Raw genomic sequence first — 23,049 nt, forward strand, 5'->3', positions numbered from 1 at the left:
TTAAACAATTACTGTACCATTGTCGGTTGTCGGGTGTCGGGTGTCGGTTGTCGGGTGTCGGTTGGGTGAGAAATAAGGAATTTTGAAATTCTTTGAAGTAAACTAAATTACTACATCGAGTTACTCAGAGAAAAAAAATTAATTTCTGACTTCTCCATTTCGCACTTCCAATTTAGTATTTAAAATGTCGATTCCTTCCGCAGCTGTGCCATTTTAATTGCTGCAATGGCAGCTTCCGTGCCCTTATTGCCGTGTTTACCGCCACTTCGCTCTATGGCCTGTTGCATAGTATTGTCGGTAAGTACGCAAAAAATTACGGGTATATTGCCTTGAACGTTTAAATCTTTAATGCCTTGGGCCACGGCTTCACAAACGTAGTCAAAGTGTTTTGTTTCGCCCTGAATTACGCTTCCTATTGCAATTACGGCATCCAGCATATCGTAACTCTCCGTTATTCGTTTGCAGCCGTAAATTAGTTCGTAGCTCCCAGGCACATTCCACCGTACTATATTTTCGTTTATAGCGCCACAATCTTTAAGCGCATCAAAAGCACCTTGAAACATACCTTCGGTAATGTCGTGGTTCCATTCTGAAACAACAATCCCAAACCGAAAGTCTTTCGCGTTTGGGATTGTGTTTTTATCGTAAGCCGATAAATTTGTATTTGCTGTAGCCATTTATTTTTTCATTGCCTCGGCACGCCCGGTATAAATTTCGGCTTTTGAAGCCTCGGTTGCCTTTGGATATTCGTCTGCTATTTTTTTGAAGTGCGCCAAAGCTTTATCATTTTGATTTAAAGCCATTGCTGCAATACCTGCCTTTAAAAGAAAGCGTGGCGTTGTAAAATCATTAGTGCGCATTTTGGCTGCTTCTTCGTAATATTTTAAGGCGTCTTCGTTTTGACCCAATTGTACAAATGCATCGCCAATAGCACCTTTTGCCAATGGAGCCAATATATCGTCATCGCTGCTAAATTTGTCTAATTGCGCAATGGCCTCCTGGTATTTGTTGGTGTTTAAATATGCCATTCCAGCGTAGTAATGCGCCAAATTTGCGGCATCCGTACCACCGTAGTTTTCAATAATATCTAAAAACCCATACTTGCCCTCGCCCCCTTGAAGCGAAAGATTGTAAAGCGAATCTTTAGCCGGAGCGGTTAAAGCTTGTTCCCAATAGCTCTGCGCTTGGAACATTTCGTTCATTGCCTCTGTTTCCTTTGGGCCCTTAATGTATTGATCGTATGCAAAATAACCCAACACACAAACTGCTACCACAATAATAAAAGCTAAAATGCCTTTTTGATTTTTTTCTACCCAAGCTTCGGTTTTAGATGCGCCTTCATCCAGCGTGTTAAAAACTTCTGCTGTTGTACTGTTTTCTTCTAGCTGTGCATTCTTATCAGCCTTTGTAGTTGGTTTGCCTCCGCGTTTTTTGTAGGTTGCCATAGTGTTACTATAATTTATTAAGATTCCCGCCTTCGCGGGAGTGGCGCAAAAATAAAATTTTTAATGGAATTTGAAAGGATAATATTTCTTATTTTTTAATAATTTGCAAAGCGGTTGTACATCGTTGTTACGCTGCCAAAATTATAGAAATAACACCGCATTAACAGCAACAAATATTAAAAGTAACGTTCACCCAAGGCAAAATCGCGCTAAAGCTTGTATTTTTGCTGTCCTTAAATTATTTTCATAATCAATTTTTTAATAATTTTTGTCCATCGCCGTAAGTGAAAATGTCTTATGGTACTTTTTATATGATTTTACAAAAACTATCCTTACTCAACTATAAAAATTTTGAATCTGAAACGTTTCAATTCGACCCAAAAATAAATTGTTTTGTGGGCAATAATGGCGTAGGAAAAACCAATGCACTCGATGCTATCTATCATCTTTCCTTCGGAAAAAGTTATTTTAACCCAATAACAACCCAAAATATTAAACACGGCGAAGAATTTTTTGTAGTTGAAGGCTTGTATGAGAAAAAAGAAAGTCCCGAAAAAATTGTGGTAAGCGCAAAAAAAGGGCAGAAAAAGATTATAAAGCGCAACGGGAAAATTTACGATAAATTTAGCGAGCACATAGGTTTTTTACCATTGGTGATTATTTCGCCCGCAGACAGAGATTTAATTATTGAAGGTAGCGACACACGCAGAAAGTTTATTGACGGCGTAATTTCGCAGCGCGATCCGGATTACCTAAACACCTTGCTTAAGTACAACAAAGTGCTGGCCCAGCGAAATTCCTTACTAAAATATTTTGTAGCCAACCACACGTTTAATCAGGATACAATTGATATTTACAACGAGCAACTTCATAATTTTGGCACTTTAATTTTTGGGAAGCGTATCGCGTTTTTAGAAGAATTTCTACCTATCTTTTTAAATCGATACAAATCTATAAGCAGTGGCGAGGAAAGTATAAATTTGGTGTATGAAAGTCAATTGCAGGAAAACGATTTGCTATCCCTTTTAGAAAATAATATTTCAAAAGACCGATTTTCACAGTACACCAATTTCGGGATACACAAAGACGATCTAGTCTTTGAGATTGACGGACATCCCATTAAAAAATTCGGCTCTCAGGGTCAACAAAAGTCGTATCTTATAGCTTTAAAGTTGGCTCAGTTCGATTTTATAAAAAATCATTCAAAAACTAACCCGATTTTGCTATTGGATGATATTTTTGATAAATTGGACGAAACTCGGGTGGAGCACTTAATCTCCTTAGTGGACAATGAAAATTTTGGGCAGCTATTTATTAGCGACACCCACGCAGAACGTACAGAGGAAGTAATAAAAAAAGTGCATCAAACTTATAAAATGTTTCCACTTAAAAGTTAATTGTTAATTATAAAGCTTGGCGTCTTTGCGTGCTATTTTTTCTCGCAAAGTCGCAAAGACGCTACGGCGCAAAAAAAATGTAAAAACTATGAGCTATAAATTCACATTTTTAATAATTGCAATGTTTTTCCTTTCCTGCGAAAAACCAAATCCGGAAGCACAAAAACAGAACCTCAGCGGGTATTGGGAAATTAAATCCGTTAAAATGCCCGATGGCGAAAAGAAAGAATTCACTATAAACACTGTGGTGGATTATATTGAAATAAATGGTAATAGCGGCACGCGCACAAAGGTATCGCCAAACTTTGACGGAAGTTTTACAACCAATGGCGATTCTGAAAACTTCACCTTAAAAATTGAAGAAGACAGTTTGCGAATGTATTACAAAACTCCTTTTGACGCATGGAAGGAAACGGTGATTTCAGCAAAAGATAGCATGCTAACTGTTGTAAATAGAGATAATAAAATTTACACATATTCAAAATTCAAAAATTTCAATTTAGAGAGTCCAACGATTGATTATTCACAACCGGGACCTGATAACTCAAGACTTTAAAATGGCAAAACGACACGCAGAAAACATATCAATTGGAGACGCATTAAAAGAGTTTATAGGAGCAAATCGTTTAGACAAGGGCTTAGACAAAGTAAATGCAAAGGAAGCCTGGGATACGGTTATGGGCGTGGCTATTTCAAAATACACGACCGACATTAAATTAGATCGGGAAACGTTGTATGTTCAACTTTCCTCTTCGGTTTTGCGGGAAGAATTGAGTTATGGGAAAGAAAAGATAATCAAATTACTCAATGAAGAATTAAGGAAGGAATTGGTTAAGAAACTGGTTTTACGGTAAAAAAAAAGACCTGTCAGGTTTTCCTCCTATGCAAAAAAGCAATGAAGTACAAGAGAAAACCTGATAGGTCTAAAATAAAAAAAAGTTTATAAACGCTTAAAACATTTCACGTCCTGCAAAATGAAAAGCACCTTCAATTGCTGCATTTTCATCGCTGTCACTGCCGTGAACAGCATTTTCACCAATAGACGCTGCGTATAATTTACGGATGGTACCTTCGGCTGCATCTGCAGGATTGGTAGCTCCAATTAATGTACGGAAATCCTCAACTGCATTTTCCTTTTCAAGAATTGCTGCAACGATTGGTCCGCGGGTCATATATTCAACCAATTCGCCATAAAATGGGCGTTCACTGTGCACTGCGTAAAATGCTTGGGCATCTTGCGTGGTCATGTGCGTAAGTTTCATCGCTACGATTCTAAAACCGGAAGCATTAATTTTTTCAAGAATGGCGCCAATGTGTCCTTTTTCAACGGCATCTGGCTTTAACATTGTAAATGTTCTGTCTGTTCTCATTTTGTTTTTTAAAATTTCGGCAAAAGTACTATTAATAGTTTAAAGCCCAAAGTTAAAAGCTTAAAGATAACTTCACTTAAAAGTTTAATTCCCCCCAAATTCTCTCTTTGGAGGTAAAGGGGCTTTTCGTATCTTCGCCCCCTATGAAAAAAGATACCGCTCAGCTTGTTGATAAACTGCTTGCTTCACCACAAAAAATAGTAATTGTGGGACATAAAAATCCAGATGGCGATGCAGTAGGGTCGTGTTTGGGACTTTCTTTTTTTCTGAAAAGTTTAGGCCATAGCGCTACCGTTATTATGCCGAACGATTTTCCAGATTTTCTGAAATGGCTTCCGGGTTGCGAAGAAATTGTTATTTATGAAAAAGATGTTCAGAAAACCAACGATATATGTAAGGCTGCCAATTTAATTTTTACCTTAGACTTTAATAGTTTAGATAGAGTGGGCGGCGAGTTACAAGCAGTTTTGGAAAACGCATCGGCAAAATTTGTAATGATAGACCACCACCAGCAGCCCGCAGATTATGCCGTAGCAACCTATAGCGATGTAAAAATGAGTTCCACTTCCGAAATGGTTTATCATTTTATGGATGCGTTGGGGAAGGCCGAAAATCTGTCTGATAACATTGCCATAAATCTATACACTGGTATAATGACAGATACCGGTTCATTCCGTTTCTCTTCCACAAGTCCAACCACACATAGAGTGGCTGCAAAATTAATTGAAGCTGGTGCAGAGAGTGCAATTATAAACCAAAATGTTTACGATACAAACAGCCCCGAACGCATGAAACTTTTGGGAGTGGCTTTAAACAATCTGGTAATTTTGCCCGAATTGCACACGGCATATATAACCCTTACCCAAAAAGATTTGGACGATCACCATTTTAAAAAAGGCGATACCGAAGGATTTGTAAATTATGCCTTATCTGTAAAAGGTATAAATTTCGCGGTCATATTTATTGAAAATAAGCAGGAAAGCATTGTAAAAATTTCGTTTAGAAGCAAAGGTAAATTCTCGGTGAACGATTTTGCGCGCAACCATTACAGCGGCGGAGGCCATATTAACGCTGCAGGCGGTAAAAGTTCGCAAGACCTTAACAAAACCATAAACGAATTTATTAGTATCTTGCCACGATATAAAAATGAACTCACAGATGCTTCATAAGCTGTTTTATAGCACATTATTTTTTGTTTTAATAATTTCGTGTAAAAGCCCGGAAGCTCGGCGTCCAGTGCAAAGTGCATCAGGTACTTTTATTAAGGAATCTGCAGAGCGAAACAAAAAAATCTACGACGAAGAGAAAAGTTATATCGAAAAAATAATGGCTCAAGACTCTACCACAGATTATATTTCGTCTGAAAACGGCTTCTGGTATTACTACAATAAAAAAGATACTACAAATACCGAAATGCCAGATTTAGGCGATATCGTTAAATTTTCTTACAATATTAAAGACTTTAACGGGAGCGTAATTCTTTCAGAACAAGAAAATGGCATACAACAATACAAGATAGACCAAAGTAACCAAGACCTAATTTCTGGTGTTCGTGAAGGTCTAAAACTTATGAAGGAAGGTGAAATTGTAACCTTTCTTTTTCCTTCCTATAAAGCTTTTGGCTATTATGGGATTGAAGCAAAACTCGGCACCAATATACCGGTGCAGAGCACAATTACTTTACATTCAATAGAACAATCAAACTAAAATTAATTTTAAAAGGATGAAAAAACTAACATTTTTATTTTTATTGCTTACCCTTGCGTTTGCCTCTTGTCAGGAAAAATATCCCGAACTTAAAGATGGCGTTTATGCCGAATTTATTACCAACAAAGGAACATTTGTTGCAAAACTTAAAAATAATACCGCCCCCCTTACGGTTTCTAACTTTGTAGCTTTGGCAGAAGGCACCAACGGTATGGTGGACTCACTTTACAAAGGAAAGCGCTTTTACGACGGCCTCACTTTTCACCGTGTTATTAAGGATTTTATGATTCAAGGTGGCGATCCAAAAGGCGATGGTTCCGGAAATCCAGGATATGCCTTCCCCGATGAGCCCAACGATTCAATTCATTTTACGGAAAAAGGATTATTGGCAATGGCCAATTCGGGCCCAGATACAAACGGTAGTCAGTTTTTTATTACATTAAAAGAAACGCCGTGGTTAAATGGTCGCCACACTATTTTTGGTGAAATTGTTTTAGGGCAGGAAGTTGTGGACTCTATAGGAAATGTGGAAACCGAGAAACCTGGCGACAAACCTAAAGAGCCCGTAATTATTGAAACAGTGAATATTATTAATAAAGGAAATGTAAAAGTTCCTTATTTCACTGAAGAAATGGCGCGACTGGAAAAACAAAAGAAAGAAAAAGAGGAGCGCATCAATAAAGTAGCAGCGCAAAAAGCCGAAGAGCTTAATGCTCTTGAAGCAAAAGCAGATTCGCTTCCTTCGGGCGTTAAAATATATTTTAATGAAAAAGGAGAAGGCCCACAACCCAAGGAAGGAGATAAAATTTTAATGAATTATGCAGGGTTTCTTTCAGACGGCCATATGTTTGACTCAAACATTCTTGAAAACGCCGAAAAGTTTGAAATGGTAAATGAAATGCGAAAAGCTGCCGGACAGTACGTCCCAGTTCCTACAGATTATAGCACGGAGGCAAAATTAATTCCAGGTTTCCGCGAAGGTCTTTTAAATATGAAGGTTGGCGATAAAGCAACCATTTTTATCCCTGCCCATTTAGCTTACGGTAAAAGAGGAATTCCAGGAGTAATCCCTCCAGATTCTGAATTGATTTTCGAGCTTCAAATTGTTGAGATTACAGAGTAAGTATTTAACTTCTTATAAATGAAAAGAGGAACCAGTTTTTAATTGGTTCCTCTTTTTTTTGTAAAAAATATCTTATTTTAAGTCCCACTAAACTATCTTTAAAGAAAAATATGAAAAAAAAATATTCTATTTGTAATTTTAATTTTGACGTTCAATGTTTATTCTCAACTTGAATGTGGCACTTCCGGTGATAGTCTTTAATGATACTACAAAAACTTCATCTCCACCAGATATTTCTACTCCTCTTTGCGTGAATATTTCATTTCATATTGTACGAAACTCAAATGGGAGTGGAGGTTTCCCATCCCAGAGTCTGGAATATATTATAGATAATCTTAATGCAGTTTATGATCCATTTAATATTTATTTAAATAACAATGGATTCAATTATATAAATAGCTCTACATATTATAATTTGAATGATATAAATTACGATAATCTTGTTCAAACTAATAATGATCCAAATGCAATAAATTTTTATCTGGTAAATTATGCGTCTTTCAAAGGAAAAGCTGGTATTTTAAGTAACTATCTGGTAGTGGTTAATCAGTATGCGCTAGAAACAACGGCTGCACATGAATTGGGTCATTCCTTAAATCTTTTTCATACGCATCACAGCTCAACTTGTGAAACTCTTAACGCATGTGCAGAAGCTATTAATGGTACTAACTGTACAATATGTGGTGATTATATTTGTGATACGCCCGCCGATCCTTGTCTCTTTAATCAAGTTAATTCAAACTGTGTATATATCGGCGGCGGTGGATATAGTCCAGATACAGGAAATACTATGTCCTACTCTTTAGAACAATGCAGACAAACAATTCATTTCAAACGTAATTTGGGAAAAAGTATCAGGACAAGGAACCATTTCACAGAATCAAAATCTTATTTCTGCACATGTAGCAGGTGGAGCCAATCCTTGGATTTTAAATGCAAAAGCAACGGTTACAAATTCATGTGGGACTTTTATAAAATATTTTACAGTAGGAGGTGGAGGTAATCCTCCTTGTCTAAATGATTTTTCATATCTAAAGGAAAGTGATGATATTTATATATTAAACCTTAATCCTTGTGAAGAAAATGAAGAAGAACCAAATCGAAATGAATTTAAAATAAAGACAATGGTTTTCGACATATACGGAAATGTAGTTCTTCAAACATTTACAAATAAAATTAATACCTCACGGTTTAAACCTGGCATTTATATAATTAAAACTCAAATAAATAATGAAACAATTACAAAAAAAATCATCAAGTAGATTGAAATATTGTATCTTTCTTAATTTGCTATTATTTCTTACTTACAATAGTAGTTGTCAGAAAAATGATGATAGTGGTGTAAGGAACTCTTTAATTGGCTCTTGGCAATTAATGGAGATATATGGTAGTGATGGTTCAAATTTTCCAGAGTGGTACCCAATTGAGAATGGATATATTTATAATTTCAAGGATAATAATATAATCACTTCAAATAAATTTACATGTAATGGAGTGTGGACATTTAACTCATCCACTAATATTAATATTACGTTTGACTGTCCGGAGGCTGGGTCAATCGGAGATTACGATGTGACCTTTGAAGGAGGTAATTTAATATTGACACCTAACCCAACTCCGTGTGATGAAGGATGTGCAGAAAAATTTAAAAAATTGACAGAATAAGGTAACCTGTGTAATCTTAAAAGAAAGAGGAACCAGTTTTAAATTGGCTCCTCTTTTTTATTGTGAATTACAAATCTCGACTTAAATGAAACCCGACTGATTATTTTAAATGCTATTATAAAATTAATCTGAATCTGTATTGGTTCGTGCAACGAAGTGGTCGTGACTCTTGGTTCTATTTCTTCGGAATGTTCTTTAAAATTTCCAAAACAAAATCCCAATATTTTTGCGCAGATGAAATGCTAGCCCGCTCATCGGGAGAGTGTGCTCCTTTAATGGTTGGTCCAAAGGAAATCATATCCATCTCTGGATAATTCTGACCTAGAATACCACATTCCAATCCAGCGTGGCAAGCTGCTACGTTCGCCTTTTCACCATTCATCTTTTGGTAAAGGCTATCTAAAACCTTCAAAATTGCGCTGTCCATATTTGGTGCCCAACCCGGATAATCGCCAGCTAGCTTCACTTTGTAACCTGCAAGTTCAAAAACTGAAGTTAGCGCATTCGCTAAAACATCTTTTGAAGATTCTACAGAGCTACGCGTTAAACATTCCACTTTAATAGTTCCATTTGAAACCGAAACTTTTGCAATGTTATTTGAAGTTTCCACCAAATCTTCAATATCCGGACTCATTCGGTAAACACCGTTATGCGCGGCATTCATCGCATTCAAAAAGTTTTTTTGATCTGCCTCGGCCATTGTTTTTTTGAAAGCCTCACTGCTTTTTTCAGCAGTAATGGTCAAATTTTCTTCCAAAGATTTGTATTCGGATATAATATCATTTTTTATTTTTTCAAAAGCTGACTTAAACTCTTCTTCCGAAGTAACTACAACTTGCGCCACACTTTCACGAGGAATGGCATTGCGCAGGCTTCCGCCCTCTAATTTTGCCAGTTGCATAAAATCGTTAGTGGCAAATAGTACGCGATTCATTAGCTTATTTGCGTTCCCCAACCCTTTAATAATATCCATACCACTATGGCCGCCGTTTAGTCCTTTCACTTTAATTATAAAAGGAGAAGCATTTTGTGGTGAGTCAATTTCCGAATAGGTGCCTGTTGCAGTAATATCTACGCCACCCGCGCAGCCTACACCTATTTCATCGTCCTCTTCGGTGTCGAGATTTAAAAGTATGTCGCCTTTTAACAAACCACCTTTTAGGCCTTTAGCGCCGGTCATTCCGGTTTCTTCATCTATAGTAAAAAGGGCTTCAATTGCGGGATGCTCAATTTCGTTACTTTCAAGAATAGCCATTATGGTTGCAACCCCCAAACCGTTATCGGCGCCAAGGGTTGTGCCTTTTGCGCGAACCCAATCACCATCCACATACATCTCAATTCCCTGAGTGTCAAAATTAAAGTTGGTATCGTTATTTTTTTGGTGAACCATATCCAAGTGGCTTTGCAGGACGACCATTTTTCGGTCTTCCATTCCCTGGGTTGCGGGTTTGCGGATTATCACGTTGCCCACTTCGTCTTCAATAGTTTCCAAGCCTAGATTTTTTCCAAAGTCTTTCATAAACGCAATCACGCGTTCCTCCTTTTTTGAAGGGCGTGGCACGGCGTTTAGATCTGCAAATTTGTTCCAAAGCGCTTTGGGTTTTAGGTTTCTTATTTCTTCGTTCATAGTTTATAATTTGTATTGTGAAATTTTTTCGCCTCGAAGTCAAGAATAATTAAGTTTTGTTAATCAGGCATTTCAGCGAAATGCATTTTTCCGTAACATTGAATAGAAAAATATTCGTGTATTCGTGGTCAAGTAATCGCAAAATTACAGTTTTACAACCGCTATAAAAATTATGTTGGGAAAGAATTACTTTGTAAGTTTGAAATATGCAAAAAAGAACTGCGCTAATTCTTGCGCTCCTGCTTCCTGTTCAGATAATTTTACTTCAAATTCTGAAACATTTCCCAGAATTTGTAGAACAATATTATAGTTTGGGCCTTTACCCCATACTTTCAAAAATCTCGCGCTATCTTTTTGGGTGGATTCCTTTTTCGGTTGGCGATTTGTTTTACTTACTAATTATAATAATGGCTCTTCGCTGGCTCTATAAAAATGTAAAACGACTTAAAACCGCTACCCTACCATTTTTTGTTGATATTCTTGCGGCCGCTTCCATAGTGTATTTTATGTTTCACATTCTATGGGGCTTTAATTATTACAGATTGCCATTGCACAAATCGTTAAATCTGGAAAGCGATTATACTACCGAACAGCTTTTTAATACTACCATTCGCTTTATTGATAAAAGCAACAAAATGCACCGCGCTCTAGGTTATGCCGATAGCGTGAAAATTGACTTACCCTATTCGCAAAAGGAAATTTTTACAAAGACCTTAAACGGTTATCAAAATTTGGAAAAAGAATTTCCGCAACTCGCCATCTCGCCACGAAGCCTTAAAAAAAGTGGTTGGAGTTTGGGTCTTACCTATATGGGGTACAGCGGTTATCTCAACCCTTTTTCGGGTGAAGCTCAAGTAAATAATTTAATTACAACCTATAAATTTCCAGTAGTTGCGTGCCATGAAGAAGCACACCAAATAGGGTATGCCGCAGAAAACGAAGCCAATTTTATTGCCACGCTTTCCACACTACACAATGACGATCCGTACATACAATATGCCGGATATATTTTTACGCTGCGCTATTTAATTAATGAAATAGCACGAAGAGACGAAGCAAAATATTATGACCTTTTAACCACCATAAATCCAGGAATTCTGGCCAGTTATAAAGAGATGCGCGATTTTTGGGAAAGTTATGAAAACCCATTTGAAAATTTTTCGAAAATATTTTGGGATAATTTTTTAAAAGCCAACAACCAAAGCCGCGGTATTATGAGTTATGATTATATGGTAGCTTTGGTTGTAAATTATTTTGAAGATAAAAGGTTGTAAAATCGAAATCGAAACTCAAATCGAAACTCAAATCGAAATCAAAAAACGTACTCTAGCGTCTAAAATCTCAAGTCTAACGTCTCAGGTTTCACCTCTATTTTACATATTCTGCTTCAGCCGGTTTTGCAAAAACAGATGCATCGAGCATCGTTTCGGTGGCGGTTACTTTATCAAATTTTATATCCATCTTTTTTCCTTTTGGCTTGCCGTTTTCAACATTATACCAAACCATTTTTTCAGGTAGTAAAAGTCCGTTTACTTCTTGCCATTTGTCGTATTTTATATAGTGCCAATCGTCGCTTTTCTTTTGATCCTTAAACGTTACAGTATATGCCAACCACGCCATTTTATTGGTAGTTGGATTGAAATATAAAATGTATTCATCTTCTGGCGAATCGCCCACGTTATCGTTATACGAAATTTTAAAACCGTTGTACATTTTACCGTCCAATTCCGTTGGTTCCACGGCGGTATAATTGGTGCCCGGATCTGAAATTATAAAAGGCATTGCGTAAAAATAGAACATCAAATTATGGTAAAATACGGGGTTGCCTTCATAACTTAAATCGTGTCGTAAAAGCCAAACTCCATTTGCGTCTTTTCCGATAGACCAATCTTTAGATTCAATTTTTGTTTTTCGGTTTGGCAAGGAAACGGTGTGAATTTCATCGCCGTTTTTGCCCTTCATTTCAAAACAAAGGTTGTTCATTTGCTTCCAACGGTCCAGTCCGCCGTGGGCCATAAAAACATTTTGAAGTGAAGTTGGAAAGGTTTTGGGAGCCGCAACCTGTTCGATTTTAACCTCACCGTCTGGCGCCTCAATGCCGGTTGTATCAAGTTCGGTGCCATCAACCCGCGGATCTTCACCTGTAGTTTTCTTATCGTTTCTGCAGGCAGAAAAAGCTACTATAATAGCAGACATTAAAATTAGTTTTTTCATATTAATTGGTTTTTAATTATTTAAAAGTAAAAAAGCTTAACGTGCTGGAGAAGTTTTTTGGAAAGGTTTATGATTCCAGCGTTTTAAAATTAGATAACTTCTGTCACAATCTAATTGGCGAATTTTTCCATCATATTTATAATCAACAGTACTGTATATTTGCAAAATGTATAAAACCATAACAAGCCTTCAAAATCCACTGATAAAACAGATTGTTTTATTACAGGAAAAATCGCGCGAACGCCGCAAAATAAACCTATTTGTAATTGAAGGCCATCGTGAAATTTCGCTTGCTTTAAAAGGTGGTTATCAATTAAAAACCCTGCTTTTTTGCTCTAAAATTATTTCTGAAGAAGAAATTTTTACGTTACAAAAATCTGTTAATAGTGAATCAGAATTCATAGAGATTAATTCAGAAATCTATGAAAAACTGGCCTACCGCGGTTCTACCGAAGGAGTTTTGGCAATTGTACATTCCAAAACTTTAGAACTTGCCAACCTGCAACTTTCAACCGACAAACCACTGTTACTAATCGCCGAAGCCCCTGAAAAACCGGGTAACATAGGTGCCCTACTTCGTACCGCAGATGCCGCGAATGTAGATGCGGTAATTATTGCCAACCCGAAAACAGATTTGTATAATCCAAACATCATCCGCAGTAGTGTGGGGTGTTTGTTTACCAATAAAATTGCCACGGGAAGTACTTCGGAAATTATTGCGTTTTTGAAAGCAAATAAAGTCAATATTTATTGTGCTGCATTACAAGCATCGGTGCCTTACCACACTTGTAATTTTAAAGAAAGCACAGCGATTGTAGTGGGAACTGAAGCCACCGGTCTTTCGTCAGCATGGCTTGAAAACAGCACCCAAAATATCATCATCCCAATGGAAGGCGAAATAGATAGTATGAATGTTTCCGTAGCCGCGGGAATCCTTATATTTGAGGCGAAAAGACAAAGAATAGCCCCTTAGTCCCCGAAGAGGAACTCGTACTCTTTTCGAATTTAAATTATGAAACCAGAAACCCTTTTCCTCATAATAATAGCAATTTTAATTGTCAGTTTTATAATTGACCAATTGTTAGATTATTTAAACGCAAAACACTTCAACGAGCCACTTCCCGCAGAATTGCAGGATGTTTTTGATGAGGAAGAATACAAAAAATCGCAGCGCTACAAAACGGAACGGTATAAATTTGGTATACTCACTTCGGCTGTATCACTTATTGCTACCCTCCTGTTTTTCTTTTTTGACGGCTTCGCGTATGTAGACGAATTAGCGCGTTCCTTTGCAAACAATGAAATAATAATCGCTTTGGTTTTCTTCGGAATAATAATGATTGCCAGCGATATTTTAAGCACACCCTTTAGTTATTACAGCACTTTTGTAATTGAAGAAAAATACGGTTTTAACAATACTACACGCAAAACCTTTTTCTTGGATAAATTGAAAGGTTGGCTGATGGGCGCAGTTATCGGAGGCATCCTTTTGGCCGCAATTATCTGGTTTTATCAAAGCACTGGGAATAATTTCTGGCTCTATGCTTGGGGAGTTGTAACTGTTTTTACTGTGTTGATGAATCTATTTTACGCACGTTTTATCGTGCCGCTTTTTAACAAACAAACCCCGCTCGAAGAAGGCACGCTACGTTCACAAATAGAAACCTACGCCTCAAAAGTAGGCTTCACATTAGATAAAATTTTTGTGATAGATGGCAGCAAGCGCAGTACAAAAGCAAACGCTTATTTCTCTGGCTTCGGAAGTGAAAAACGCGTAACTCTTTACGACACGCTCATAAAAGATTTAAATGAAGAAGAAATTGTAGCCGTCCTCGCCCACGAGGTTGGTCATTACAAACGCAACCATATTGTTATAAACCTGTTTGTTGCAATTGTAACTACTGGTTTTACGCTTTGGTTGTTGTCATTGTTTATTGGAAATCCGCTGTTATCAGAAGCTTTAAATGTTTCGCAACCTTCATTTCACATCGGGCTGATAGCTTTCGGCGTACTATACAGTCCCATTTCGGGGATTACCAGTTTTATCATGAATTTTTTAAGCAGGAAATTTGAATATCAAGCAGATAACTTTGCGAAACAAACCTATGCCGCATCACCACTTATTTCAGGTTTAAAAAAATTATCTAAAAACAGTCTCAGCAATCTCACCCCCCATCCGTTGTATGTTTTTGTGCATTACTCGCATCCTACGCTTTTACAGCGCTTTCGGAATTTGAAGAAATAAACTACCTTTCCTATACTAACTAAAAGAGGTAATGTGAAAACCACTATAACTCGCACCGTATGGATTCTTTCACTAGTCAGTCTGTTTACAGACACGGCCAGTGAAATGCTTTACCCAATAATGCCCATATATCTAAAAAGCATTGGATTTTCAATTTTGTTGATTGGTATTTTAGAAGGCTTGGCAGAAGCCGTGGCGGGCTTGAGCAAAGGGTATTTTGGACAAATGAGCGACAGCAAAGCAAGACGAGCACCCTTTGTGCAACTGGGTTATGCCCTCAGCGCCATTTCCAAACCCATGATGGCGCTTTTTGTATATCCGCTTTGGATTTTCTTTGCTAGAACCACAGATAGATTGGGGAAAGGTATTCGTACCGGCGCTCGCGACGCCATGCTTTCGGCAGAAACCACCAAAAAAAATAAAGGGCAAATTTTTGGCTTCCACCGATCGTTAGATACTTTTGGTGCGGTTCTCGGACCAGTTTTGGCGCTCCTGTATTTATACTTTTTTCCCGAAGATTATATAAATCTTTTTTATATCGCTTTTATTCCCGGCGTTTTTGCAATTGTTGCTTCTTTTCTGCTTAAAGACCAAAAAGAAAACATTATTTCAAAAAAGAAAAAAATAAATTTTTTCTCCTTTCTAAATTATTGGAAGCAGAGTTCTGCGCAATATCGTAAAGTTGTAATTGGCTTGCTCTTTTTCGCCCTGTTTAATAGTAGTGATGTATTTTTACTTCTGAAAGCAAAAGAAGCCGGACTGGATGATACTTGGGTAATTAGCATCTACATTTTCTACAATCTGATATACGCCCTCACCGCTTATCCCTTGGGTACTTTTGCCGATAAAGTTGGGTTAAAGAAAATGTTTATTTTCGGATTAATCATTTTTAGTTTGGTGTACTTCGGAATGGGATTAACTTCAAATTTATATATAATTATTGCCCTCTTTTTCGGCTACGGAATTTACGCCGCCGCAACCGAAGGCATCTCCAAAGCGTGGATTACTAATATTTCAAATGAAAATGACACTGCTACAGCCGTGGGAACATACGCAGCTTTTCAAAGTATTGCTGCTATGATTGCCAGTGTTTTCGCGGGATTGTTATGGTTTTATTTCGGAGCGAAAATTACGTTTATCGTCACTGCAATTGCAACCTCTTTTGCTATTATTTATTTCTTGGGAAATGTTGGCAACGCATCGCCAATTTTTTCGCAAAGCAGCAAAAACACAAAGTAAAACCACAAAACCCACATTGCACGTGCAGCACTTCGTGGCCACCAAAACAATACTCAATAAATAATAAACAATAACCATTAGAATATTATCTTTGCGCACTGTTTAGAATTTTATACTTATGAATATTTCTTACAATTGGCTTAAACAATTTATCAACCTTCCTTGGGATGCTGAAAAAACAGGCGAACTATTAACCGACCTCGGTCTTGAAGTAGAGGGAATAGAAGATTTTTCTTCCGTTTTAGGAGGGTTGGAAGGCATTGTAGTAGGGCACGTTTTAGAATGTGTTCAGCACGCTAACGCAGATCGGCTTAAAGTTACAAAAGTAGATATTGGTGCTGATGAACCATTACAAATAGTATGCGGCGCTCCAAATGTTGTGGTGGGTCAAAAAGTTCCGGTAGCTACTATTGGCACTACGCTTTACGATGCGGATGAAAAACCTTGGGAGATAAAAAAAGGTAAAATACGCGGCGAAGTTAGTGAAGGAATGATCTGCGCCGAAGACGAATTAGGGCTTGGCAAATCGCACGATGGTATTATGGTTCTCGATGCAAAATTAAAACCCGGAACCGCGCTTGCTAAGGTATTAAAAATTGAAAACGACAAGGTTTTTGAAATTGGCTTGACGCCAAATAGAGCCGATGCGATGAGCCATTGGGGGGTAGCTCGTGATTTAAAGGCAGGTTTGCTTCACCACGATATTTCAACAAAACTCAACACGCCATCTTCCAGTAGTTTTAGGGTAGATAACCGAACGCATAAAATAGATATTAAAGTAGAAAACAATGTCCTCGCACCACGTTATTGCGGAATTACAATTAGCAATATTAAGGTTGGAGAATCGCCGGATTGGATTCAGAATAGATTGAAGGCAATTGGTATTTCGCCCATAAATAATATTGTGGATATCACCAATTATGTACTCCACGACTTGGGGCAACCCTTGCACGCTTTTGACACTGCTAAAATTGCAGGCAATACCGTTAATGTAAAAACATTGCCCACAGGTACAAAATTTACAACCTTAGATGGGGTGGAACGCGAACTTCACGAAGAAGATTTAATGATTTGCGATGCCGAAAAACCAATGTGCATCGCTGGGGTTTACGGTGGTATAAATAGCGGTGTAACCAACGAAACAACTAGCATTTTCTTGGAGAGCGCTTATTTTAATCCTGTGAGTATCCGCAAAACGGCCAAACGCCACAGTTTAAGCACCGATGCCTCCTTTCGTTTTGAAAGAGGAATAGACCCGAATATTACAGATTATGCACTTCGGCACGCTGCCATTTTAATCCTTCAAGTAGCTGGTGGCGAAATTACAAGCGATCTATTGGATATTTACCCGAAAAAAATTGAAGATCACCAAGTAATATTGAATTTTGAAAAGGCAAATAAATTAATTGGGGAAGAAATTTCAAAAGAAACCATCAAAGAAATTCTTACTTCGCTAGAAATGAAAATAAACAACGTTACCGAAACCGGCATTGGGATGACTATTCCTGCATATCGAAACGACGTTACCCGCGATGTAGATGTTATTGAAGAAATTCTTCGGGTTTACGGATACAACAATGTTAAGTTTACCGAAAAATTAAACGCTTCCATTTCTACTATTTTACCCGGCAGCGACTATTCAGTTCAAAATAAAATAGCTGCACAACTTACGGCTCTTGGATATTATGAAATGTTGAACAATTCACTTACATCGCCAAATTATGCTACATTAAGCCAAACAATAAAAGATCACTTTAACGTTACAATGCTAAATCCGCTAAGTCAAGATTTATCTGTAATGCGCCAATCTATGCTGTTTTCGGGGCTGGAGGCAATTGAATATAACAGCAACAGAAAAAGTAGTAACTTAAAGTTTTTTGAATTCGGGAAAACCTATCATAATTTTCCGGGAGGCCGAACCGAAACCAAACATCTATCATTCTTTATTACTGGATTAAAAGCAGAAAACAATTGGGCGGTAGCCGAAACAAATAGCAATTTTTTCTTCGGAAAGGGAACAGTTGTCGCCATTATGGAACGCCTGGGACTGGATGAATATACGGAGGAAACTACCGAAACCGACTTGTTTTCTGAAGCTATTTCATTTAAAAGAAACAAGGAAATTATTGTTGAATTTGGAATTGTAAAGAAAAAAATTACCACAGAATTTGATGTTGACGCCGAGGTATTTTATGCAGATTTTAATTGGGATGCTGTGTTAAAACAAATTTCAACTAAAAACTTTAAATTAAAACCAATTGCTAAATTTCAGGCAGTACAACGTGATTTTGCATTGCTTTTAGACGAATCAATAAAGTTTAGCGATTTGCAACAAGCTGCTTTTCAAACAGAAAAAAAGCTATTAAAATCGGTAACGTTATTTGATGTGTACAAGGGAAAAAACCTGCCCGACGGAAAAAAGAGCTATGCCATTAGCTTTTCAATTAAAGATGAAGCAAAAACGCTTACTGATAAACAGGTGGATAAAATAATGAACAAATTGCAACAAAAATTTGAAAGTGAATTTGGCGCTTCGCTGCGATAAATACGGCGAAAAGCAAAAAACGGCAACCTCAAAAGGTTGCCGTTTTTAGTACAGGTATTTTCTAGAATTATTTAGGTAAAACCACGCTGTCTATTACGTGTATAACACCGTTAGACTGATTTACATCGGCAATAGTAACAGTAGCCATTCCACCCTTTTCGTCCGTGATTATTACTTTGTTATTTTTCATCATTACAGTTAATGTACCACCGCTAACCGTTTTGTAAGTGGCCTTCCCGTTTCCTTTTTCGATATTCTTCATAATATCTGTTGCGCTGTGTTTTCCCGCAACCACATGATAGGTAAGAATAGTTTGCAGTTTTGCTTTGTTTTCTGGCTTCAGTAATGTTTCTACCGTACCTTTTGGCAGTTTTTCAAAAGCTGTGTTTGTTGGAGCAAATACTGTAAATGGTCCATCGCCTTGAAGGGTTTCAACTAAATCTGCAGCTTTTACCGCAGCCACGAGCGTTGTGTGGTCTTTTGAATTTACTGCGTTTTCAACGATGTTTTTAGTAGGGTACATTTCGGCGCCACCAACCATTACTGTTTTTTCCTTATTCATCTTGCTTTGGGCGATACCAGAAGTTGTTCCGGCTACAAGGGCGATTGCAAATACTGCTGCTGTAAAAAATTTGATTTTCATAATGTGTTTATTTTTAGTTTATGATTATGTAACTATAAACGAAAGTCCCGAAACTGCGGTTTTGCAATTTCGGGACTTTATAGTTTATTTAACTTTTTGGCCTAAAGGTTCTAATTCGGAAATACTAGGCCATTCACAATATGAAAAAATCCATTTTTATGGTAAAAATCTGGTGCTATTATCGTTGCGGTATTGTTATCTTTATCAACGAGCATGAGCTTACCCTGCTCTTCCTTAATTCCCAATCGTTTTCCTTTAATTGTAATGAGGTATGCTTTTCCGCCATTTTCTTCAACCGCCACTTTAAGGCTGTTGCTGTCTAATCTGCCGGGAACCGCCAAATACGTAACGATTGAATTCACTATGCGCGGATTATTTAAAATAGAGTCCCTACTTTTTTCAGGCAAATTGGTAAACGCTTCATCTGCAATGGCAAATATGGTTACCATTTCTGGCTTTTCAAGTGATTTTCGTAATTGATCGTTTTTTAAGATTTTCGCCAAAATGGTAAAATCCGGAGCATCTTTTAAATTTTCATAAAACGTTTTACTCGATGTAAAATTACTGTCCCCCAATACTTTGGAAATTTCTTTGGAATTGGTTGAAAGATATTTCTGAGCCGAAACGGTTGTTCCGAAACAAATTATAAAAAGTAGTACAATTGTTTTCCTGAGTTGCATAAAAAAATTTAAGGGTGTAAATATAATAAATACAGTGTCAATTACTCTATAAACGCAAAAGGCTTGCGTTTATTAAAATTTTTAGCCGAAATGTGTTAAATTGTTGTAATGCTGAAACGGACTGCGTAAATTTAGTTATTCAAAAAAAATAATGTTATGTTTTCAAGAACCAATATTGAAGAACAGCTTCTTAAAGTTCGCAATAAACGTATTGACGAGCAAGCTGTTATGGACGAAGTAATGCGTATTTTTTCTGAAAATACAGAGCAGCGCGAAGCAATTCTTTCTAACTTAACCGAAAAATCTGTTGAAATTGAAAATCAATTCAATTTTAATTTGCTGGAAAGTTCGCATATATTTCATATAAACGATATAGAAAACCTTTGTGTAAATTACAGGTTGCGGTTTTTAGATTCGCATTATTTTAAAGCAGATTTTCCCGAAGAAGCCATTACGGCGGTAAATAGTCTGGAGCATACACATAAAACTACATTGAACAACTTTAAGATAGTAGCGCCTGCAAAATTGTTAAAATTAGAAAATGCCGATGATCCGCTGCTTTTTGCACCCATGGGAAACGATTATTTTTACCTTATCCACAAATGGGGAAAAGACCTGCATCCGTTTAGAAGATTATTAATGTGGCCCTATAAAACCTTTGATAATTTGGTTTTTACGGTAGTGCTTTTAAGCATATTATTTACGGCATTAACGCCTATGGAGTGGCTCACCCCCCACGCCGGAATTGGTGAATATTTATTTTTGGCGTTCTTCATTTTTATTGGGATGGGCGGAATGGTAATTCTCTACGGCTTTTCAAAAGGGAAAAATTTTAATAACGCTATTTGGAATAGCAAATTTTATAATGCTTAAGTCTAGGTAGCAGGTAAAATATTAAGAGTTTAAAAAATATAATTATGACAGAAAATACAGAAGAAACAGTCCGTATTTATACCGGCTCAGATATAATGGCGACAGCATTGGTAGGACGATTAGAAGAAGCAAATATTACCCCAATACTTCGAGATGATGAACAAAGTGGCGTTATGTTTGGCTCCGGAAGTAAGTTTGATGATCAAGTTCGGGTTTATGTTAGAAAAGATGAACTTGCCATTGCACAACCAATTGTGGATGCTTATCTTCAAGAAATAGAAGAATAATTGTATGTCCGACACTAAAAGAATTTACACCGGTCCCACATTAATTGCGAAAGGATTGGTAGCACGGTTAAACGAAATAGGCATCAGCCCCATTGAACGAAACGACCACGACAGTAGTTTGCGTGCGGGTTTTACAATGAGTATTGCAAACCAGACCATGGTTTTCATCAGAAATGATGAGTACGAAAAAGCTCAAGATACTATAGAAGAATTTTTAAATGAAATTGGCGAACAATAATTTTGACCGCCAATTTTCTTATGCTTCTACCGCATACATTTTATCGCGCTGTTCTTTCAGTTTTTTATCGTTCATATACTCGTCAAAAGTAGTATAACGATCTATTGCGCCGTTTGGTGTAAGTTCTATAACGCGCGTACCAACGGTTTGCGCAAATTCGTGGTCATGGGTTGTAAGCAACACCGTTCCCTTAAAGTTTTTTAATGAATTATTAAAAGCTGTAATAGATTCCAAATCTAAGTGATTTGTTGGTTCATCAAGCATTAACACGTTTGCGCGCTGCATCATCATGCGGCTAAGCATACATCGTACCTTTTCACCTCCAGATAGCACGTTGCTTTTCTTTAGAGCTTCTTCGCCGCTAAAAAGCATTTTTCCCAAGAAACCACGTAGAAAAACTTCTTCGCGCTCTTCTTCGGTTTTGGCGTATTGGCGCAACCAATCTACTAACGAAAGATTGTTTTTAAAGAAAGCTTCGTTGTCTAATGGTAAGTAACTTTGATTGGTAGTAATACCCCATTGAAAGGTACCCGTGTCTGCTTTTGCATTGTTATTTAAAATTTCATAAAAAGCAGTAGCCGCACGCGAATCGCGAGAATAGATAACTACCTTATCGCCTTTGGAAAGATTAATATTTACATTTTTAAAAAGCACTTCGCCATCAATAGAAGCCGATAGGTTTTCAACGCTTAAAATTTGATCGCCAGCTTCGCGCTCACGCTCAAAAATAATTGCAGGATAGCGACGGCTTGATGGTCTAATTTCTTCAATATTTAATTTTTCAATCATTTTTTTACGCGATGTTGCCTGTTTACTTTTAGCTACATTCGCACTAAAACGCATAATAAATTCTTGAAGTTCTTTTTTCTTCTCTTCTGCCTTTTTATTTTGTTGTGCGCGCTGGCGGGCCGCAAGCTGGCTACTTTCGTACCAGAACGTATAGTTACCGCTATAATGGTTTATTTTCCCGAAGTCAATGTCGCTAATATGCGTACATACAGCATCTAAAAAGTGACGGTCGTGAGAAACCACAATTACACAGTTATCATAATTAGCTAAAAAGTTTTCTAACCAACTAATTGTTTCGTAATCCAAATCGTTGGTAGGTTCATCCATAATTAGCACGTCTGGATTTCCGAAAAGCGCTTGTGCTAAAAGTACACGTACCTTTTGCTTACCGTCTAAATCTTTCATTGATGTATAGTGAAGACTTTCATCTATACCAAGATTTGAAAGCATTGCAGCAGCATCGCTATCGGCGTTCCAACCGTTCATTTCTTCAAAAACAACTTGGAGTTCGCCAATTTTTTCGGCATTATCATCCGTATAGTTTTCGTAGAGTTTATCAATTTGGGTTTTAATTTCAAAAAGTTCCTTATTACCGCGAACTACGGTTTCCAGCACATTAAAATCGTCGTACGCATTGTGGTTTTGTTCAAGAACAGACATGCGCTTGCCCTTTTCTAAATGCACATGGCCGGAAGTGGGTTCCTGTTTTCCCGAAATAATTTTTAACAGGGTAGATTTCCCGGCGCCATTGGCGCCAATAATACCATAAATGTTGCCGGTGGTAAATTGGGTATTTACCTCGTCAAACAACACGCGTTTTCCAAACTGTACTGAAAGATTTGAAATTGAAAGCATAACTTTTTAAATTTTGCGCAAAAGTAGGTATTTAAGCGACATCCCGAAAAGATTAACGTTTTAAAAATCCTTTTAACTACCATTTAACAAATTGATGCCTTGGGCTT

The 23,049-nt window shown here is 37.3% G+C and carries 25 protein-coding genes; 17 read left to right on the plus strand and 8 right to left on the minus strand.

Features of this window, described 5'->3' with window-relative positions:
* Positions 1–179 precede the first annotated feature (179 nt).
* Both ribH and QCQ61_RS15100 read right to left on the minus strand, forming a co-directional pair.
* A complete protein-coding gene (gene ribH / locus QCQ61_RS15095; RefSeq protein WP_279448521.1) occupies positions 180–677 on the minus strand; it encodes a 6,7-dimethyl-8-ribityllumazine synthase in 498 nt (165 codons plus the stop codon).
* Positions 678–1,445: a tetratricopeptide repeat protein gene (locus tag QCQ61_RS15100; protein WP_279448523.1), complete on the minus strand. Its 768-nt coding sequence runs from the start codon at positions 1,443–1,445 to the stop codon at positions 678–680.
* A gap of 311 nt (positions 1,446–1,756) precedes the next feature.
* Here QCQ61_RS15100 and recF point away from each other — a divergent pair, with 311 nt between their 5' ends.
* The 3 genes from recF to QCQ61_RS15115 all read left to right on the plus strand — a co-directional run bounded on the left by recF (position 1,757) and on the right by QCQ61_RS15115 (position 3,696).
* Positions 1,757–2,842 (plus strand): DNA replication/repair protein RecF, encoded by a 1,086-nt coding sequence (recF, locus tag QCQ61_RS15105; RefSeq protein WP_279448525.1) that lies wholly within the window; start codon positions 1,757–1,759, stop codon positions 2,840–2,842.
* 88 nt (positions 2,843–2,930) lie between these two features.
* Positions 2,931–3,398: a lipocalin-like domain-containing protein gene (locus tag QCQ61_RS15110; protein ID WP_279448527.1), complete on the plus strand. Its 468-nt coding sequence runs from the start codon at positions 2,931–2,933 to the stop codon at positions 3,396–3,398.
* Position 3,399: 1 nt separating this feature from the next.
* Entirely contained in the window at positions 3,400–3,696 is a 297-nt protein-coding gene (locus QCQ61_RS15115) for a DciA family protein (RefSeq protein ID WP_279448528.1), read from the plus strand.
* A gap of 96 nt (positions 3,697–3,792) precedes the next feature.
* On the opposite strand, the gene QCQ61_RS15120 is transcribed toward QCQ61_RS15115, so the two are convergent.
* On the minus strand, positions 3,793–4,212 hold the full coding sequence (locus QCQ61_RS15120) for a nucleoside-diphosphate kinase (RefSeq protein ID WP_062620831.1): 420 nt from the start codon (positions 4,210–4,212) through the stop codon (positions 3,793–3,795).
* A 143-nt stretch (positions 4,213–4,355) separates the two neighbouring features.
* On the opposite strand from QCQ61_RS15120, the gene QCQ61_RS15125 reads away from it, so the two are divergent.
* The 6 genes from QCQ61_RS15125 to QCQ61_RS15145 all read left to right on the plus strand — a co-directional run bounded on the left by QCQ61_RS15125 (position 4,356) and on the right by QCQ61_RS15145 (position 8,707).
* Positions 4,356–5,381, plus strand: coding sequence for a DHH family phosphoesterase (locus QCQ61_RS15125; protein ID WP_279448533.1), 1,026 nt, complete (start codon positions 4,356–4,358; stop codon positions 5,379–5,381).
* Positions 5,371–5,919, plus strand: a complete 549-nt coding sequence (gldI, locus tag QCQ61_RS15130) for a gliding motility-associated peptidyl-prolyl isomerase GldI (RefSeq protein ID WP_279448535.1) — start codon at positions 5,371–5,373, stop codon at positions 5,917–5,919. The genes QCQ61_RS15125 and gldI overlap by 11 nt, the downstream gene beginning before the upstream one ends.
* A gap of 16 nt (positions 5,920–5,935) precedes the next feature.
* Positions 5,936–7,042, plus strand: a complete 1,107-nt coding sequence (locus QCQ61_RS15135; RefSeq protein ID WP_279448537.1) for a peptidylprolyl isomerase — start codon at positions 5,936–5,938, stop codon at positions 7,040–7,042.
* A 154-nt stretch (positions 7,043–7,196) separates the two neighbouring features.
* Positions 7,197–8,045, plus strand: coding sequence for a zinc metalloprotease (locus QCQ61_RS15140; protein WP_279448538.1), 849 nt, complete (start codon positions 7,197–7,199; stop codon positions 8,043–8,045).
* A gap of 121 nt (positions 8,046–8,166) precedes the next feature.
* Complete coding sequence (locus tag QCQ61_RS15565; protein ID WP_431605796.1) at positions 8,167–8,304, plus strand: T9SS type A sorting domain-containing protein; 138 nt, start codon at positions 8,167–8,169, stop codon at positions 8,302–8,304.
* On the plus strand, positions 8,273–8,707 hold the full coding sequence (locus QCQ61_RS15145) for a hypothetical protein (protein WP_279448540.1): 435 nt from the start codon (positions 8,273–8,275) through the stop codon (positions 8,705–8,707). Before QCQ61_RS15565 ends, QCQ61_RS15145 begins: the two co-directional genes overlap by 32 nt.
* 175 nt (positions 8,708–8,882) lie before the next feature.
* On the opposite strand, the gene QCQ61_RS15150 is transcribed toward QCQ61_RS15145, so the two are convergent.
* Positions 8,883–10,334 carry an aminoacyl-histidine dipeptidase gene (locus QCQ61_RS15150; RefSeq protein ID WP_279448542.1) on the minus strand — a complete coding sequence of 484 codons (1,452 nt, stop codon included), beginning with the start codon at positions 10,332–10,334 and terminating at the stop codon, positions 8,883–8,885.
* A gap of 206 nt (positions 10,335–10,540) precedes the next feature.
* On the opposite strand from QCQ61_RS15150, the gene QCQ61_RS15155 reads away from it, so the two are divergent.
* Positions 10,541–11,608, plus strand: coding sequence for a DUF3810 domain-containing protein (locus tag QCQ61_RS15155; RefSeq protein WP_279448544.1), 1,068 nt, complete (start codon positions 10,541–10,543; stop codon positions 11,606–11,608).
* 94 nt (positions 11,609–11,702) lie between these two features.
* Here the strand turns inward: QCQ61_RS15155 and QCQ61_RS15160 are convergent, their stop codons facing one another.
* On the minus strand, positions 11,703–12,548 hold the full coding sequence (locus QCQ61_RS15160) for a DUF6503 family protein (protein WP_279448546.1): 846 nt from the start codon (positions 12,546–12,548) through the stop codon (positions 11,703–11,705).
* 166 nt (positions 12,549–12,714) lie between these two features.
* On the opposite strand from QCQ61_RS15160, the gene QCQ61_RS15165 reads away from it, so the two are divergent.
* From QCQ61_RS15165 to pheT, 4 genes are all read left to right on the plus strand, one after another.
* Entirely contained in the window at positions 12,715–13,521 is an 807-nt protein-coding gene (locus QCQ61_RS15165; protein WP_279448548.1) for a TrmH family RNA methyltransferase, read from the plus strand.
* A gap of 39 nt (positions 13,522–13,560) precedes the next feature.
* A complete protein-coding gene (locus tag QCQ61_RS15170; protein WP_279448550.1) occupies positions 13,561–14,793 on the plus strand; it encodes a M48 family metallopeptidase in 1,233 nt (410 codons plus the stop codon).
* A 33-nt stretch (positions 14,794–14,826) separates the two neighbouring features.
* Entirely contained in the window at positions 14,827–16,032 is a 1,206-nt protein-coding gene (locus QCQ61_RS15175; protein WP_279448551.1) for an MFS transporter, read from the plus strand.
* Between the two features lie 118 nt (positions 16,033–16,150).
* Positions 16,151–18,577, plus strand: coding sequence for a phenylalanine--tRNA ligase subunit beta (gene pheT, locus QCQ61_RS15180; protein ID WP_279448553.1), 2,427 nt, complete (start codon positions 16,151–16,153; stop codon positions 18,575–18,577).
* A gap of 67 nt (positions 18,578–18,644) precedes the next feature.
* Here pheT and QCQ61_RS15185 read toward each other — a convergent pair whose 3' ends face one another.
* Complete coding sequence (locus tag QCQ61_RS15185) at positions 18,645–19,220, minus strand: fasciclin domain-containing protein (RefSeq protein ID WP_279448555.1); 576 nt, start codon at positions 19,218–19,220, stop codon at positions 18,645–18,647.
* A 110-nt stretch (positions 19,221–19,330) separates the two neighbouring features.
* The gene (locus QCQ61_RS15190; protein ID WP_279448557.1) at positions 19,331–19,900 is read right to left on the minus strand and encodes a fasciclin domain-containing protein; all 570 of its coding nucleotides are present in this window, start codon (positions 19,898–19,900) and stop codon (positions 19,331–19,333) included.
* Positions 19,901–20,056: 156 nt separating this feature from the next.
* On the opposite strand from QCQ61_RS15190, the gene QCQ61_RS15195 reads away from it, so the two are divergent.
* From QCQ61_RS15195 to QCQ61_RS15205, 3 genes are read left to right on the plus strand one after another with little or no spacing between them, the layout of a single operon-like run.
* Complete coding sequence (locus QCQ61_RS15195) at positions 20,057–20,773, plus strand: hypothetical protein (RefSeq protein ID WP_279448558.1); 717 nt, start codon at positions 20,057–20,059, stop codon at positions 20,771–20,773.
* A gap of 44 nt (positions 20,774–20,817) precedes the next feature.
* Positions 20,818–21,060: a putative signal transducing protein gene (locus tag QCQ61_RS15200; RefSeq protein ID WP_279448560.1), complete on the plus strand. Its 243-nt coding sequence runs from the start codon at positions 20,818–20,820 to the stop codon at positions 21,058–21,060.
* A gap of 4 nt (positions 21,061–21,064) precedes the next feature.
* Positions 21,065–21,298 carry a hypothetical protein gene (locus QCQ61_RS15205; RefSeq protein ID WP_279448562.1) on the plus strand — a complete coding sequence of 78 codons (234 nt, stop codon included), beginning with the start codon at positions 21,065–21,067 and terminating at the stop codon, positions 21,296–21,298.
* An 18-nt stretch (positions 21,299–21,316) separates the two neighbouring features.
* Here the strand turns inward: QCQ61_RS15205 and QCQ61_RS15210 are convergent, their stop codons facing one another.
* The gene (locus tag QCQ61_RS15210) at positions 21,317–22,942 is read right to left on the minus strand and encodes an ABC-F family ATP-binding cassette domain-containing protein (RefSeq protein ID WP_279448564.1); all 1,626 of its coding nucleotides are present in this window, start codon (positions 22,940–22,942) and stop codon (positions 21,317–21,319) included.
* Positions 22,943–23,049: the final 107 nt, after the last annotated feature.

The sequence above is a fragment of the Aequorivita marisscotiae genome, assembly GCF_029814825.1.
In the GTDB taxonomy this organism is placed as follows: Bacteria; Bacteroidota; Bacteroidia; order Flavobacteriales; family Flavobacteriaceae; genus Aequorivita; species Aequorivita marisscotiae.